We start from the raw sequence: 13,082 nt of genomic DNA, 5'->3' as shown, positions 1-13,082 counted from the left end.
CAAATACACCCTTCGGATCCGCCCGGCAAAATTTCCGCTACAGGGCGCTACACCTCCTACCTTTTTCGAGCGAGAGAACGGGGAATGGGCCGCTTGCCAGCCTGTTGGGCGTCTAGTGTCGCCCGGCTTGCAATAGGGAGCGCTCCTGGGCGTACATCCCGATTGCCCGACACCTCCCATATGAGCTCACTCGTCCAACCCACCCGCGTGCTCGTCGACCCGCTCGACGCGACAGGCGCGGCTATCGAGGCCCGGCGCTGGTTCTGGCCCCTCCTGATCCTCGTCGTGTGCGTGTCCGCTTCCGGGACCGCCTTTTCCCTCCGCTGGGAAGCTGGCCCCGCGGTGGTGCAGCAGCTGCAGATGACCGGCAAGCTCGATCGGATGACGGAGAGTGAGGTCACCGAGGAGATCCAGACCGCCTCGCGCAAGGCGCTGGTGGCGGGGATCGCCAAGGGCGTCTTCGTGATGCCGCTGTTGACGCTGGTGCTGGCGGCGGCGCTGTGGGTGTGCGCGTGGCTGTTCGACAGGACCGCGCCCTTCGGCCGGTTCATGTCGGCGGCGGCGCTGGCGATGCTGCCCATCGCGCTCTACCACGCCATCTTCGCCGTCTGTGCGCTGGCACAGCACTCCCTCACCGAGGCGCGCGTGGAGCACCTGGTGCCCTCGAGCCTGGCCATGCTGGACGGGCTGTCCCCCAAGCTGCAGCGAGTGCTCAAGGGGGTGGACTTCTTCAACCTGTGGAGCGTGGGGCTGATGGGGCTGGGCTTCTCCTCGGCCACGGGGATGAGCAAGGGCCGGGCGGTGCTGCTCTGTGTCGTCCTCTATGTGCTGTTCGTTGGGGTGTTCTTCATCGGCCTGCCCGCGATGGCGGCCGGAGGGCCTGGGGGTCCTCCGCGCGGTCCTCCGGGAGGTGGACGATGAACGCGCTCGTGCTCGCCGCGGTGCTCGCCGCCAACCCCACGCCCATCACCCTGGAGGATGCACGCGTCCGGAGCCGGGAGAACACCCAGGCGCTGACCGCCGTGTTGCAGGCCTCCAGCGCCGAGCAGGATGTGCGCGTGGCCCGCTCGTCGCTGCTGCCCCAGGTCGGGTTCAGGGCGGGCGCCTCCGTCAACTATGTGGGCCCTCAGCGCTCCTACAGCATCGTGCCCGTGCCAGGTGGCGGCTTCGAGCAGTTGCCCATCGACACCCCGGAGGCGACGATCCCCGGCATCAGTCTGGGCGTCTCCGTCTCGCAGCTCATCTATGACCGGGCCGTCTGGGCACGGCTGGAGCAGAGCGGGGCGCAGCTGGAGGCGACACGGGGCCAGGCACTCGAGCAGCGGGACACCTCCGAGTTGGAGGGCATCCAGCGCTTCTTCGCGCTCTTCCGCACCCAGGCCACCATCCAGGTGCTGGAGGCGAACGTGCGGCGCAGCGAGCAGCAGCTCGAGCGCGCCCAGGCGCTCTTTCAGGCGGGACGGGTAGGGAAGGCCGAGGAGCTGTCCGCGCAGGTGAACCTGGGCAATGACCGCATCGCCGTGGTGACGCGCCAGTCGCAGCTGGCGACGGACCAGGTGCGGCTGGTCACGTGGCTGGCCATGCCGGGCGCGGAGGCCGCGGTGGCGGTGGATCCGGGCGTGTTGAACCAGCCGCCTGCACCGGCGCCGTCTTTGGACATGGCACTGCAGGAGGCAAGGTCCCGCCGGCCGCTGCTGCGGGTGCTGCGCCAGCAGCTGCGCGCGGCGGAGTTGCAGGAGAGCATCGCCAGGGCAGGGTACCTGCCGCGCCTCTCCCTCTCGGGCAACTTCCAGCATGCGGGTCCGGATCCGGAGATCTTCTTCACGCGGCCGGACCGGCAGAACTCGGTGTCCGGCGGTATCACGCTGTCGTGGGATCTCTTCAACGGCTTCACCACCCAGGCGCAGACGCGTCGGGCGCAGTACCAGAGCCGAATCTCCGAGCTGAACCTGCAACAGTCAGAGCGCGAGCTGGAGGGCGCGGTGCGTCAGGCGCACGAGGCGCTGATGACGCAGCTGGCCGCCACGGAGCTGGCCGAGGCCAACCGCAAGGCGGCCGCCGATGCGCTGACGCTCGCGGAGGAGCGCTTCAACGCGGGAGTCAGCTCGACGCTGGAGGTGCGCGACGCGCAACTCAAGCTCACGCAGTCCGAGCTGACGCTGCTGGAGAACAGGATTGATGTGGAGATCGCCCGCTTCGCGCTGATGCGGGCCATGGGAACGCTGGCACCGGGAGAAGCGAAATGAAGTGGTGGAAGGCAGTCATCGCAGGGGGGTTGTTCCTCGGAGCCGCGGCCATCACCGTCGGAGGGTTGAAGGATCGCCCCCCGCCCACCGTCGAGGCGCAGGTGACGAAGGCCCGCAAGGGCAGCATCACCCGCACCATCACCGGTGCCGGCAAGGTGCAGGCAGCCACCACGGTGAAGATCTCCTCCAGCCTCTCCGGCGACCTGACGGAGCTGCTGGTGAAGGAGGGGGAGCGGGTCTCGAAGGGGCAGGTGCTGGGCCGCGTCGATCGCAAGCGCTACGAGGCGACGGTGAAGCAGATGCTGGCGGCGCAGAACGCCGCGCGCTCGGACGCACAGGTGACCCAGGTGGAAGCCGATCGCACGGCGGCCGAGTTCGCCCGTGTGGAGGAGCTGGGCAAGAAGGGGCTGGCCTCGGCGGCCGAGGTGGATCAGGCGCGAGCGGCGCGGGACTCGGCGATGGGGCGGTTGGTCGCGGCCCAGCAGCGCCTGGCCCAGGCCTCCGCCGTTTACGAGGAGGCGCAGAACAACCTCGCCAAGACGACGCTGCTCTCGCCCATCGACGGCAACGTCATCGAGCTGTCGCGCGAGGTGGGTGAGCGGGTGCGTGGCTCGGACCTCTCCGAGGACGTGGTGATGACCATCGCCGCGCTCAACCTCATGGAGGTGAAGTTCGAGGTGGGTGAGCACGAGGTGGTGCACCTCAAGCCTGGCCAGCCCGCGGAGATCTCCGTGGACGCGCTGGAGGGCGAGTCCTACCAGGGCTCGGTGGTGGAGATCGCCCAGAAGGCGCTCATCAAGAACCCGGGCACGGAGGCGGAGGTCACCTCCTTCCCGGTGACGGTGGCGCTGAACACGCGGCCGGCGCGGGTGCTGCCGGGCATGAGCGCCGAGGTGCGCATCTCCGCGGAGACGCATGACGACACGGTGCTCGTCCCCATCCAGTCGGTGACGGTGCGTCCGGAGCGGAGCCTGCCGGACTACAAGCCACCGGTGGAGGGCGGGGGCCTCACGGCGGCTCGCCGCGCGGAGACGCTGGCCAAGGTGGTCTTCGTGGTGGACAAGGACAACAAGGCGCAGCTGCGCCGGGTGCGCACGGGCATTGCCTCCGATACGGACCTGGAGATCCTCGAGGGGCTCGAGCCGGACGAGCGGGTGGTGGAGGGCCCCTACCGCACGCTGTCCAAGGAGCTGAAGCCCGGCGACACGGTGCGCGAGCCGCAGCAGGGTGGTCCGGGTGGCGGCCGGGGTGGGCAGAAGTCGTGAGCGAGTCCAACGGCGCCGGGCCCTCCCGGCTCATCGATGTGCAGGACGTCACCCGTGTCTTCCACGTGGGCGGCGAGGAGGTACGCGCGCTGCGCGGCGTCTCCTTTGGTATCAGCCGCGGCGAGTGGGTGGCCATCATCGGCCAGTCCGGCTCGGGCAAGAGCACGCTGATGAACGTGCTGGGGTGCCTGGATACGCCCAGCAGCGGCCGCTACCTGCTCAACCACAAGGACGTGTCGCGCATGACGGACGACGAGCTCGCCGTGGTGCGCAACGAGGAGATCGGCTTCATCTTCCAGACGTTCCAGCTGCTGCCGCGCGAGACGGCGCTGGCCAATGTGGAGCTGCCGCTGGTCTACCGGGGCATTCGAGCCAAGGAGCGGCGCGAGCGGGCCAAGGCCGCACTGGCGAAGGTGCACCTGGAGCACCGCATGCACCACAGGCCCAACGAGCTGTCCGGTGGTCAGCGTCAGCGCGTGGCCATCGCCCGGGCGCTGGTGGCTGAGCCCTCCATGCTGCTCGCGGACGAGCCCACGGGAAACCTGGACTCGGCCACGGGCGAGGAGATCGTCCGGCTGTTCGAGGAGCTGCACCGCGCGGGCAATACGCTGGTGCTCGTCACGCACGAGCCGAAGCTGGCGGCGCGCTGCCCACGGGCCATCCGGCTCAGTGACGGGCAGATTGTCGCGGACGGTCCTGGACGTCAGGTGGCCCTGGGCGACGTGCCCCAGGCACAGGCCGCGGGGGGCGCATGAGCAAGGCGGTGCGCGTGGATGTGCTCGAGGGGGCGCGCATCGCGCTCTTCTCGCTGGGGGCCAACCGGATGCGCACGGTGCTCACCACGGTGGGCATTGGCATCGGCGTGGCCACGCTGCTGGCCATCATCGGCATCATCCAGGGGCTCAACGCCTCTTTCGACAAGCAGCTGGCCTCCATCGGCTCCAACACCCTCTACGTCTCCAAGTTCCCCTGGATGATCAAGGGGGACTGGTGGATGTACCGCAACCGGAAGAACTTCACCCTGTCGCAGGTGGAGCAGATCCGCGCGCAGTCGACGTACATCTCCGCCATCTCGCCCTACGTGAACCGCACTGGAGACGTGGCCTTCGGGGGCGAGCAGCTCTCCATGGTGGACATTGGCGGGGTGAGGCAGGAGTACTTCTCCGTCGGCTCCTTCCAGGTGGTGTCCGGCCGTCCTCTCACGGAGGCGGATGACGCCACCACTCGGCCCGTGGTTGTCATCGGGGCCTCGGTGGCGGAGGGGCTCTTTCCCGGGCTCGATCCCGTGGGCCGCTCCGTTCGCATCGATGGTCGGCCCTTCCAGGTCGTGGGGACGCTGTCGCGCAAGGGCAAGCTCCTGGATCAAGACCAGGACCTGATCGTGCTGATGCCCTTCAGGACGTTCTACTCCACCTTCGGCAAGAGCCGTCCCTTCAGCATTGCCATCGCCGTGGAGCGCGTGGAGGACGTGCGCAAGGCGGAGGATCAGCTCATTGGCATCCTGCGGCGCGTGCGGAGTACGCCCCCGGGGGCCCCGGACGACTTCTCCATCAACCGTCCGGAGCAGCTGGCGCAGACGTACGAGCAGCTCACCGGTGCGCTCTACGGTGTGGCTCTGGGCGTGGGCCTCATCACCATGCTGGTGGGCGGCATCGGCATCATGAACATCATGCTCGTGTCCGTGCGCGAGCGGACGCGGGAGATCGGCATCCGGCGCGCGCTCGGGGCTCGCAAGCGCACCATCGTGGTGCAGTTCCTCATGGAGGCCTCCGCCGTGTCCGGGGTGGGCGGCCTGCTGGGCACGGTGGTGGGGCTGGGGACAGCCAAGCTGGTGTCCCTCATCTCCCCGCTGGCGGCGGACGTGCAGTGGCTCACCATCGTGGGCGGCGTGGGCTTCGCCGCGTTGGTGGGGCTGCTGTTCGGCATCTGGCCGGCGGCGCGGGCCGCGAACCTGGATCCCGTGGAAGCCCTCCGCTACGAGTGAGCACGACATGTACCGACGCATCGAGGCCAACCTGTTGGCGATGGGCGACAACCTGCGGCTGGCCCTGGGGACGTTCCTGGGCAACCCGCTGCGTTCGCTGCTCACGCTGCTGGGCATCGTCATCGGCGTGACGACGGTCATCACCATGATGGCCCTCATCGAGGGCCTGCGCCTCAAGGTGAACAACGACCTGTCGCAGCTGGGCGCCAACAGCTTCCAGGTGAGCAAGTGGCCCTCGGGCTTCGGCCGGGTGAACTGGCGGATGTACGCCAAGCGCAAGGATCTGACGCTGGAGGACGTGCGCGCCATCCAGGAGTTCTGTCCCTCGGTGGGCGTGGTGTCCGCGTCGGACACCGAGGGCGCCCAGAAGATCTCCACCTCGAGCATCGAGACGCGTCCCTCGGTGCGCGTCACGGGCGCGACGGCCGAGTACATCGACACCAGCGGCATCTCCATCGCCGCGGGGCGCTTCTTCGGCCAGGTGGAGGCCGTGGACGGGCGTCAGGTCGCGGTGCTGGGGTTGGATGTGGTGGAGACGCTCTTTCCGGGCATGGAGCCGCTTGGCCAGGAGATCCGCATCAAGGGACGCCCCTTCACCGTCGTGGGGGTGCTTCAGCGGCGCGGCAGCTTCCTGGGCATGATGAGCATGGACAACGTGGTCCTCGTGCCGCTGCGCGCCTATGAGACGCTCTATGGCACGGTGAACTCGGTGGGCCTGGCGGTGCAGGCTCAGTCGCCGGAGCTGCTCACCAAGGCGCAGGAAGAGGTGACGAACCTGCTGCGCCGCCGGCGCGAGGTGGCTCCGCTGGATCCCAACGACTTCGAGGTGCGCACCAACGAGTCGATGACCGAGACCTTCAACAGCCTGTCCCAGGTGATCACCATCGCCAGCTTCGGCGTGTGCCTGCTGTCGCTGGTGGTGGGCGGCATCGGCATCCTCAACATCATGCTGGTGTCGGTGACGGAGCGGACCAAGGAGATTGGTGTCCGCAAGGCGCTGGGGGCGCGCAAGGGGCGCATCCTCGGCCAGTTCGCCACCGAGGCGGTGATGATGTCGCTGATGGGGGGAGCCATCGGCGTGGGGCTCGGCTATGGGCTGGCCTTCCTCGCGCGGTGGATGCTGGGCTTCAACACCGTGGTGCCTGGTTGGGCCGTGGCGCTCTCGCTGGGGATGAGCTCGGGCGTGGGGCTCGTGTTCGGCATCTACCCCGCGGCGCGTGCCGCGAGGCTGGATCCGGTGGAGGCCATGCGCTCGGAGTAGGGCGCAGGGCCCCGGTCGCCGCTACGTCGCGGCGGCCACACCCACGGGGCAGCTCACCCCTGTGCCCCCGAGGCCGCAGTACCCGTTCGGGTTCTTCGCCAGGTACTGCTGGTGGTAGTCCTCGGCGTAATAGAACTCGGGCGCCGGGCGCAGCTCCGTGGTGATGGCGTCGTAGCCCGCGTTCGCGAGCACCTTCTGGTAGGCGTCGCGCGAGGCCTCGGCCGCCTTCCGCTGCGCGTCCGTGTGCCAGTAGATGGCCGAGCGGTACTGGGTGCCCACGTCGTTGCCCTGGCGCATGCCCTGGGTGGGATCGTGGCTCTCCCAGAAGACCTTGAGGAGCGTCTCAAGGGAGACCTGCTTCGGGTCGTACACCACGCGCACCACCTCGGTGTGGCCGGTGCGGCCGGAGCACACCTCTTCATAGGTGGGGTTGGGCGTCAGGCCACCCTGATAGCCCACGGCGGTGGAGTACACGCCGGGCGTCTGCCAGAACTTGCGCTCCGCGCCCCAGAAGCAGCCCAGACCGAGGTCGATCTGCTCCAGGCCCTCTGGGAAGGGCGGCTCCAACGGCGCGCCGTTGACGTAGTGCTTCTTGGGAACCGCCATCCGGGTGGAACGGCCCGGCAGGGCCTCCTCCGGCGTCGGTAGCTTCAGCTTGTTGGGATTGAGGATCCGCCACATGCCGCGAAATTAACGCGGCGTACGGGCTTGCGCCGGAAATGTGAGGGGTCCGTGAGGGAAGGGAGCAGGTTGGCGACCGCTCCCTTGGGGAGGTCGAAACCGATGCTCAACCCACGAACACGATGTGGCGACCCGTCACTTCTTCCATCGCGCGCGAGGACACCAGCTTCGCGGCGGCCTTCGTCTCGCCGGCCACATCCATGGCCGCGGCGATCAAATCACCCAGCGTCACCTGCACCTTGCGCACGGGCCTGGCCGCCGTCGCCACCGCCCGCCCCGCCGTGCCCTTTACCTGCCGCGCCATCCGCTTCATCACCTGTCCACCGCGCTGGGTCTTCGCCATGGTCCGCCCCTCGAGTCCGGGTTGTTCATCCAGTTGCCAACGCCCCACGCCGCCGCCCGCCACGCCCTATTCCTTAAGCAACCCGTGGGCCAATGCATAAGTCCTTGAAAACACGAGTGTCCTACAACCGGGCAAGCAAAAGGCCCCGTGCCTCGGACTGTCATTTTTTCCGAGGGGTGGTTCTCCCACTGGAACAAAAGGACATCGCTCAGCCCGCGTGGGCCAGGTCCCGCTGGCGATCCTCGCGGGTGCTGAGGAGCTGCCGGTAGGGCACCACGCGCAGCAGCTCCGTCAGCGTGGTGTGGCCGGCGGCGATCTTGTCCAGCGCATCCTCGACGAGCGTGCGGAAGCCGTGCGCGCGCGCGTGACGGCGCAGCTGGACGCCATGGGCGCCGCTGGCGATGAGGTCCTGCATCTCCGAGTCCACCACCAGCAACTCGTAGATGCCCACGCGCCCGCGGTAGCCGGTGTGACGGCACTCCTCGCAGCCCTGGCCCACCTGGAGCGGGATGCCGTCCAGCAGCGGACCGAGCAGCTCCCGCTGCTCCTGTGTGGGCGAGGTGGGCGTCGTGCACTTCGCGCAGATGCGGCGCACGAGCCGCTGGGCCAGCACCGCGAGCAGCGAGTCCGCGATGTCGGAGCTCTCCAGCTCCAGGCCTCGGAGCCGGCCCACGGCACCCACGGCGTCGGCGGTGTGGAGCGTCCCGAGCACGACGTGGCCGGTGGCCGCGGCGTTGAGCGCCATGCTGCCCGTCTCCAGGTCGCGGATCTCCCCCACGAGCATCACGTTCGGATCCTGTCGCAGCAGGGCGCGCAGCAGCACCGCGTGCGACATCTGCGGGGAGACCTCCTTCTGATTCACCTTGGGGACGTAGTACTCGATGGGGTCCTCCGCGGTGATGATCTTCTTGCGCCCGTCGTTGAGCTGCGCGAGCGCCCCGTAGAGGGTCGTCGTCTTGCCGCTGCCAGTGGGGCCCGTGACGAGGATGAGGCCCTCGGGGTTGGACAGGAGCTGGAGGAACAGCCGCTCCATCGTCGGGTTCATTCCCAGCTTGCTCACGGGGACGAGCCCCACGCTTGAGTCGAGCACGCGGATGACGACGTCCTCGCCGCCGGGGCTCGGGGCCACGCTCACCCGGTAGTCGATGACCTTCTGCTCTTCGCTCCGAGCGATGACTGCGCGGATGCGGCCGTCCTGGGGCCGGCGCCGCTCGGTGATGTCCATTCCGGCGAGGACCTTGATGCGGCTGACCACCTCCTGCACGGACTCGGGATCCATGTCTGTGTGGGACTGGTGGAGGATGCCGTCGATGCGGTAGCGCAGGTCCACGTCCTCGAGATAGCTCTCGATGTGGATGTCCGAGGCCCTGCGCTCGATGGCGCCTGCGAGGATGTCGTCCACGAGCTCGACAGGAGTGGGCTGGCGGTTGGAGGCGGGGCGCTTGCGGATGACCAGGTCCGCCTTCGTCTGGGCTCCGACGCCGAAGCCTGCCTCCAGGGCCTTCTCAATCTCATAGCGGTTCAGCTTCACCGCGTGGATGGGGCGCTGCAGGTAGTCGGCGAGCTCCAGTCGCAGGGATTGGTCATCGGGATCCAACATGCCGATGGTGACGGGCGCATCAGGCGTCTTCGCGTCGACCCGGCCCAGCACCACCACCACGTTGCGGCGGCAGAACGGCTCCGGGAGCCGTCGGATGGAGTGGCGATCGAGGGTGTACTGAGAGAGCTCGGTAAAGGAATCGGAACCCTGGGCCATGGCTCGGGCATAACACGCTCGCGCGAGGCACCCATAGGGGAGGGGAGCTGTGCTCCGGGGGCTCGTTCCTCCGGAGCACCGAGGCGGGAGCGAGCGCTACGGAACGGGCTGGCAGCCGCAGCCGCAGTCATCGAAGAACGGCTCCTTGCCGGTCTCGCAGACGAAGCGGATGGCCGCGCACTTGTCGGGATCCTTCGAGACGTAGGTCCGGTTCGGATCGTCGCAGTTGGGCTTCTTCTCCTGCTGGCAGATGCCTCCGCAGTCGGCGCCGCTGTTGTTGGGATCGCAGTCATCCGACGGGTCGTCCACACAGGCGAAGCCCTCGGGGCAGGGGACGCCGGCGATGCCACCGCAGAAGGACCCGCCCTCCTTGACCTGCTCCTCTTGGCTGGCGGGCGACCCCTGCGCCTTGGCCGAGCTGCGGCACCCCGTCCCGAGGAGCGCTGCACCGACGATGAGTGCGCCACAAGAAATCAGCCGGATGGACATGAACCCCTCCTTGAGTGGGGATGAAATCGGGTGTGGAACGACATTTCGCTAGCTGAGAAGCAGGGAGGCAGGGCCTCTTATGGCGGCTCGGGCTGCTTGGCGAGGAGATGAAATTTCCTCCTGCGGAACTTCGATGTAGATGTGATGCCTACATGGCCAGTCGGACGATGAAGCTGAAGCAGAGCACCACCGGGAAGTCGAAGCAGGCGACCACGGGCAAGGCGAGCCAGGTGGGGAAGGCGAAGGGGAAGAAGGCCCCCTCGCGTGCGAGCGGTGGACTTCTGGGCCGGTTGCTGCTGGTGGCGTTCCTGGGGCTCGTGGTGTTCGCGTCCTACGAGTACGCGAGCCTTCCGGACGCGGCGCCCCTCCTGAAGCAGAATCCGAAGACGACGGCGCTCATCGAGCAGCGGGCGGAGGAAGCCCGAGAGGAGGGCCACAAGCCTCGGCGCCGGCAGTCCTGGGTGGGGCTGTCGAGCGTGTCGAAGCACGCGATCGACGCGGTGCTGCTCTCGGAGGACGCGAGCTTCTACCTGCACGAGGGCGTGGACACGAAGGAGCTGGAGAACGCGCTGGAAGACGCCATCCGCCAGGGGAAGCTGGGGCGGGGCGCCTCGACGATCACCCAGCAGCTCGCGAAGAACCTGTGGCTGTCGACGGACCGCAGCCTGCTGCGCAAGGGCAAGGAGCTGATCCTGGCGCACCGGCTGGAGGAGTCCCTGCCGAAGAACCGGATCCTCACGATCTACCTGAACGTGGTGGAGTGGGGGAACGGCGTGTACGGCATCGAGGCGGGGGCTCGGGAGCACTTCGGCGTCCCGGCCTCTCAGTTGACGGCGGCGCAGGGAGCGCTCCTCGCGTCGATGCTGCCCGCTCCGCGCAAGCGCTCACTGACCTCGGGCTCGAAGGCGCTGAAGAAGCGGGCGCATTGGATCATCGATCAGATGCAAGCGGTGAGGCGGCTCGATGCCGGACAGGCCCAGGCCGCTCACGCGGAGATTGATCGGATCCTCAGCGGGAAGCCGGCGGAAGAGCCCGAGTACGAAGAACCGGCGGCGGACAGCCCGTCTCCCGTTTGAGTCCTGCTCCCTCTCCCTCTGGGAGAGGGCTGGGGGTGAGGGTCGTCGCCCTTAGGGCCCCTCGACGCCGAAGCACTCGTCCACGCAGTCCTCGTACGTCTCCGAGCACACGCGTGTATTGACGCACTCCGAGCACTCGGCGACCCGATCCTGGTGCTCCCTGCTTGCGTCGGAGGCGTCTACGCACCGCTCCACGCACCGGTCCACGTTGATGTCCGCGTCGATGCACTCGTAGTACCGATCGCAGTAGATGCTGCAGTCACTGGAGCAGCCCGTCAGACCCACCAGGGCCAGGGCCGCCACGAGCACTCCAGAAAACACGTTCTTCATCTCGTTCCTCCGTGCCCGGGATGCGCTCCCTTGGGCGCGGCGTAGATACCCGATCCCTCACCGGGAGTTCCACGAGAAGCACAGCCCGTGTGCGGAGGAGGACTACGGCTCCGCCAGACCCGTGGCGAGCAACGCGAGCCGGGGGACGATCTGCTCTTCCGTGAGCGGGACGAGCGTGCTGATCGAATAGAGCAGGTTGATGCGGACGCCGTTGTTCCGCATCCAGCCGACGAGGTCCTCGACGGAGACGTCATCGTTCTTGATGATGAACTTCTCGTCGATGGGAACCCGAGACAGGTACAGCGCCTGGAGGGATTCCAGGGCGCTCTCGGAGTAGACGGGGTAGATGTATTTGAACCAGGGCTCGAGGTCCTCCAGGAGCCACTGGACCCGAGAGCTCTTGAAGCGCTCGATCTTCAAGAACTCCTCGAGGTGATGGCGCTCCAAGAGGATGCCATCGTCGCCCGCGCGCCACGCCTCCAGGCAGAGATGGTGGGCCAGGATGCGATGCTGGCGTTTGCAATGATCGCGGTAGGGATCAGTGACCATGTCTGCCTCGGGGGGCTACGGTTGTACGGACACCCAGGAGGTGTCGCTCCCGGTCATCATCTGGTTGATCCAGTCGATGAGCACCACACCCTGCGAGTTCTGGGCCGTCGGCTTCGACAGCATCGTGTGACCCGAGCCGGTGGTGACGAAGTACCGGGTGTTCGGCAGGGGCGCGAGCACCGTGGACGTGAGATCCTGAAGGGCGGTCTGGAACGTGGTGCCGTTCATCCCGAGGAAGGAGCGAATCACGAAGTCCTGCTGTGAGGACAGGAGCGCCATCCGGTCATTGGGGTACTTCTTGGCGAGCGCCGGGTAGAGCTGCGCGAAGTCCTCCTTCACGGCCGGATCCAGCGCCTCCATGGGGGCGTCGTAGTTCCAGGCCTTGGCCCAGGCGGCGCGGAGCTCCGCGGACATGGCGCTGCTCTTGAACAGCGGCCCGGAGTCGTCGAGCAGGTAGACCTTCGCGTTGGGGAACTGGGAGCGGATGAGATCGTAGTTGAGCGCCGCGCCGAAGCCGCCCGCGCTCACGCCGGTGACGACCACCTGCTCGGGGTTGGGGACCGTGGCGGCGATGCGGGCCAGGAAGGCCTCCGTGTTCGCCCGTCCCTTGTGGTGGAACGTCTGGGTGGCGGAGTCGGTGGTGTAGACGACCTCCGCGTTGCCGATGTGCAGGTCCCCGGTGCAGTACGGGATGAAGAACAGGTTCCAGTCCTTGAACGGGTTGTTCGCGAGCTCCCGGTCGAGGATGGAGCCCGACAACTTCGAGGCCAGCGTGTCGAACTGGGTCTTGGTGAAGGGCCCGTGCGAGGACTGGTTGTTCACCAGGCAGGTGGTGGCGTCCCAGCAGGCTCCACCGCCGTTGAAGTAGATGAGCAGGTTCTTGTTTTCGCGGAGGTTGACACCCAGGCCCGTGGGAGTCCCCTCGTCACAGGTGGAGTTGGAGAAGTCGATCCAGCTCCAGGTGTTCTCCGGAGTGGTGATGGGCTTTTCATCTGGCGTGTTGTCACACCCAGTCCACATCACCGTTACAGCGGTGAGGACAGCCCACATGCCTCGTGCCACGTTCGGGGTATGCATCGTGCGCTCTATACGTGCGTTCGCG

14 protein-coding genes are annotated in these 13,082 nt (G+C 67.6%); 7 read left to right on the top strand and 7 right to left on the bottom strand.

What is annotated here, in order from left to right; genetic code table 11:
* Positions 1–180: 180 nt before the first annotated feature.
* Genes F0U60_RS30640 through F0U60_RS30615 form a run of 6 tightly spaced genes read left to right on the top strand, consistent with a single transcriptional unit; the run spans position 181 to position 6,756 of the window.
* Positions 181–921 (top strand): YIP1 family protein, encoded by a 741-nt coding sequence (locus F0U60_RS30640; RefSeq protein ID WP_395805003.1) that lies wholly within the window; start codon positions 181–183, stop codon positions 919–921.
* Positions 918–2,246, top strand: a complete 1,329-nt coding sequence (locus F0U60_RS30635) for a TolC family protein (protein ID WP_395805001.1) — start codon at positions 918–920, stop codon at positions 2,244–2,246. Before F0U60_RS30640 ends, F0U60_RS30635 begins: the two co-directional genes overlap by 4 nt.
* A complete protein-coding gene (locus F0U60_RS30630; RefSeq protein WP_395804999.1) occupies positions 2,243–3,511 on the top strand; it encodes an efflux RND transporter periplasmic adaptor subunit in 1,269 nt (422 codons plus the stop codon). Before F0U60_RS30635 ends, F0U60_RS30630 begins: the two co-directional genes overlap by 4 nt.
* The gene (locus tag F0U60_RS30625) at positions 3,508–4,266 is read left to right on the top strand and encodes an ABC transporter ATP-binding protein (protein ID WP_395804997.1); all 759 of its coding nucleotides are present in this window, start codon (positions 3,508–3,510) and stop codon (positions 4,264–4,266) included. Before F0U60_RS30630 ends, F0U60_RS30625 begins: the two co-directional genes overlap by 4 nt.
* A complete protein-coding gene (locus F0U60_RS30620; protein WP_395804995.1) occupies positions 4,263–5,495 on the top strand; it encodes an ABC transporter permease in 1,233 nt (410 codons plus the stop codon). Before F0U60_RS30625 ends, F0U60_RS30620 begins: the two co-directional genes overlap by 4 nt.
* Before the next feature lie 31 nt (positions 5,496–5,526).
* On the top strand, positions 5,527–6,756 hold the full coding sequence (locus F0U60_RS30615; protein ID WP_395825526.1) for an ABC transporter permease: 1,230 nt from the start codon (positions 5,527–5,529) through the stop codon (positions 6,754–6,756).
* A 21-nt stretch (positions 6,757–6,777) separates the two neighbouring features.
* Here F0U60_RS30615 and msrA read toward each other — a convergent pair whose 3' ends face one another.
* The 4 genes from msrA to F0U60_RS30595 all read right to left on the bottom strand — a co-directional run bounded on the left by msrA (position 6,778) and on the right by F0U60_RS30595 (position 10,025).
* A complete protein-coding gene (gene msrA, locus F0U60_RS30610) occupies positions 6,778–7,437 on the bottom strand; it encodes a peptide-methionine (S)-S-oxide reductase MsrA (protein WP_395804993.1) in 660 nt (219 codons plus the stop codon).
* Between the two features lie 106 nt (positions 7,438–7,543).
* Positions 7,544–7,780, bottom strand: a complete 237-nt coding sequence (locus F0U60_RS30605; protein ID WP_395804991.1) for a chaperonin — start codon at positions 7,778–7,780, stop codon at positions 7,544–7,546.
* Positions 7,781–7,988: 208 nt separating this feature from the next.
* Positions 7,989–9,536, bottom strand: a complete 1,548-nt coding sequence (locus F0U60_RS30600; RefSeq protein ID WP_395804989.1) for a GspE/PulE family protein — start codon at positions 9,534–9,536, stop codon at positions 7,989–7,991.
* A gap of 96 nt (positions 9,537–9,632) precedes the next feature.
* The gene (locus F0U60_RS30595; protein WP_395804987.1) at positions 9,633–10,025 is read right to left on the bottom strand and encodes a hypothetical protein; all 393 of its coding nucleotides are present in this window, start codon (positions 10,023–10,025) and stop codon (positions 9,633–9,635) included.
* Positions 10,026–10,177: 152 nt separating this feature from the next.
* Between F0U60_RS30595 and mtgA the strand changes: the two genes are divergently transcribed.
* Positions 10,178–11,101: a monofunctional biosynthetic peptidoglycan transglycosylase gene (mtgA, locus tag F0U60_RS30590; RefSeq protein WP_395804985.1), complete on the top strand. Its 924-nt coding sequence runs from the start codon at positions 10,178–10,180 to the stop codon at positions 11,099–11,101.
* A 51-nt stretch (positions 11,102–11,152) separates the two neighbouring features.
* On the opposite strand, the gene F0U60_RS30585 is transcribed toward mtgA, so the two are convergent.
* The 3 genes from F0U60_RS30585 to F0U60_RS30575 all read right to left on the bottom strand — a co-directional run bounded on the left by F0U60_RS30585 (position 11,153) and on the right by F0U60_RS30575 (position 13,057).
* Entirely contained in the window at positions 11,153–11,431 is a 279-nt protein-coding gene (locus F0U60_RS30585) for a hypothetical protein (protein WP_395804983.1), read from the bottom strand.
* Between the two features lie 102 nt (positions 11,432–11,533).
* A complete protein-coding gene (locus F0U60_RS30580) occupies positions 11,534–11,980 on the bottom strand; it encodes a hypothetical protein (protein WP_395804981.1) in 447 nt (148 codons plus the stop codon).
* 15 nt (positions 11,981–11,995) lie between these two features.
* Positions 11,996–13,057, bottom strand: a complete 1,062-nt coding sequence (locus tag F0U60_RS30575; protein ID WP_395804979.1) for a pectin acetylesterase-family hydrolase — start codon at positions 13,055–13,057, stop codon at positions 11,996–11,998.
* Positions 13,058–13,082: the final 25 nt, after the last annotated feature.

This window comes from Archangium minus (assembly GCF_044360475.1).
GTDB classification, from domain to species: domain Bacteria; phylum Myxococcota; class Myxococcia; order Myxococcales; family Myxococcaceae; genus Archangium; species Archangium minus.
This window is presented reverse-complemented; position numbering and strand designations above follow the sequence as displayed.

Excerpts from the sequence above, each read along its gene's own strand:
- mtgA (WP_395804985.1), top strand. The coding sequence starts at position 10,178 with ATGGCCAGTCGGACGATGAAGCTGAAGCAGAGCACCACCGGGAAGTCG.
- F0U60_RS30605 (WP_395804991.1), bottom strand. The coding sequence starts at position 7,780 with ATGGCGAAGACCCAGCGCGGTGGACAGGTGATGAAGCGGATGGCGCGG.
- F0U60_RS30600 (WP_395804989.1), bottom strand. The coding sequence starts at position 9,536 with ATGGCCCAGGGTTCCGATTCCTTTACCGAGCTCTCTCAGTACACCCTC.
- F0U60_RS30640 (WP_395805003.1), top strand. The coding sequence starts at position 181 with ATGAGCTCACTCGTCCAACCCACCCGCGTGCTCGTCGACCCGCTCGAC.
- F0U60_RS30580 (WP_395804981.1), bottom strand. The coding sequence starts at position 11,980 with ATGGTCACTGATCCCTACCGCGATCATTGCAAACGCCAGCATCGCATC.
- msrA (WP_395804993.1), bottom strand. The coding sequence starts at position 7,437 with ATGTGGCGGATCCTCAATCCCAACAAGCTGAAGCTACCGACGCCGGAG.
- F0U60_RS30595 (WP_395804987.1), bottom strand. The coding sequence starts at position 10,025 with ATGTCCATCCGGCTGATTTCTTGTGGCGCACTCATCGTCGGTGCAGCG.
- F0U60_RS30630 (WP_395804999.1), top strand. The coding sequence starts at position 2,243 with ATGAAGTGGTGGAAGGCAGTCATCGCAGGGGGGTTGTTCCTCGGAGCC.
- F0U60_RS30635 (WP_395805001.1), top strand. The coding sequence starts at position 918 with ATGAACGCGCTCGTGCTCGCCGCGGTGCTCGCCGCCAACCCCACGCCC.
- F0U60_RS30585 (WP_395804983.1), bottom strand. The coding sequence starts at position 11,431 with ATGAAGAACGTGTTTTCTGGAGTGCTCGTGGCGGCCCTGGCCCTGGTG.
- F0U60_RS30620 (WP_395804995.1), top strand. The coding sequence starts at position 4,263 with ATGAGCAAGGCGGTGCGCGTGGATGTGCTCGAGGGGGCGCGCATCGCG.
- F0U60_RS30575 (WP_395804979.1), bottom strand. The coding sequence starts at position 13,057 with ATGCATACCCCGAACGTGGCACGAGGCATGTGGGCTGTCCTCACCGCT.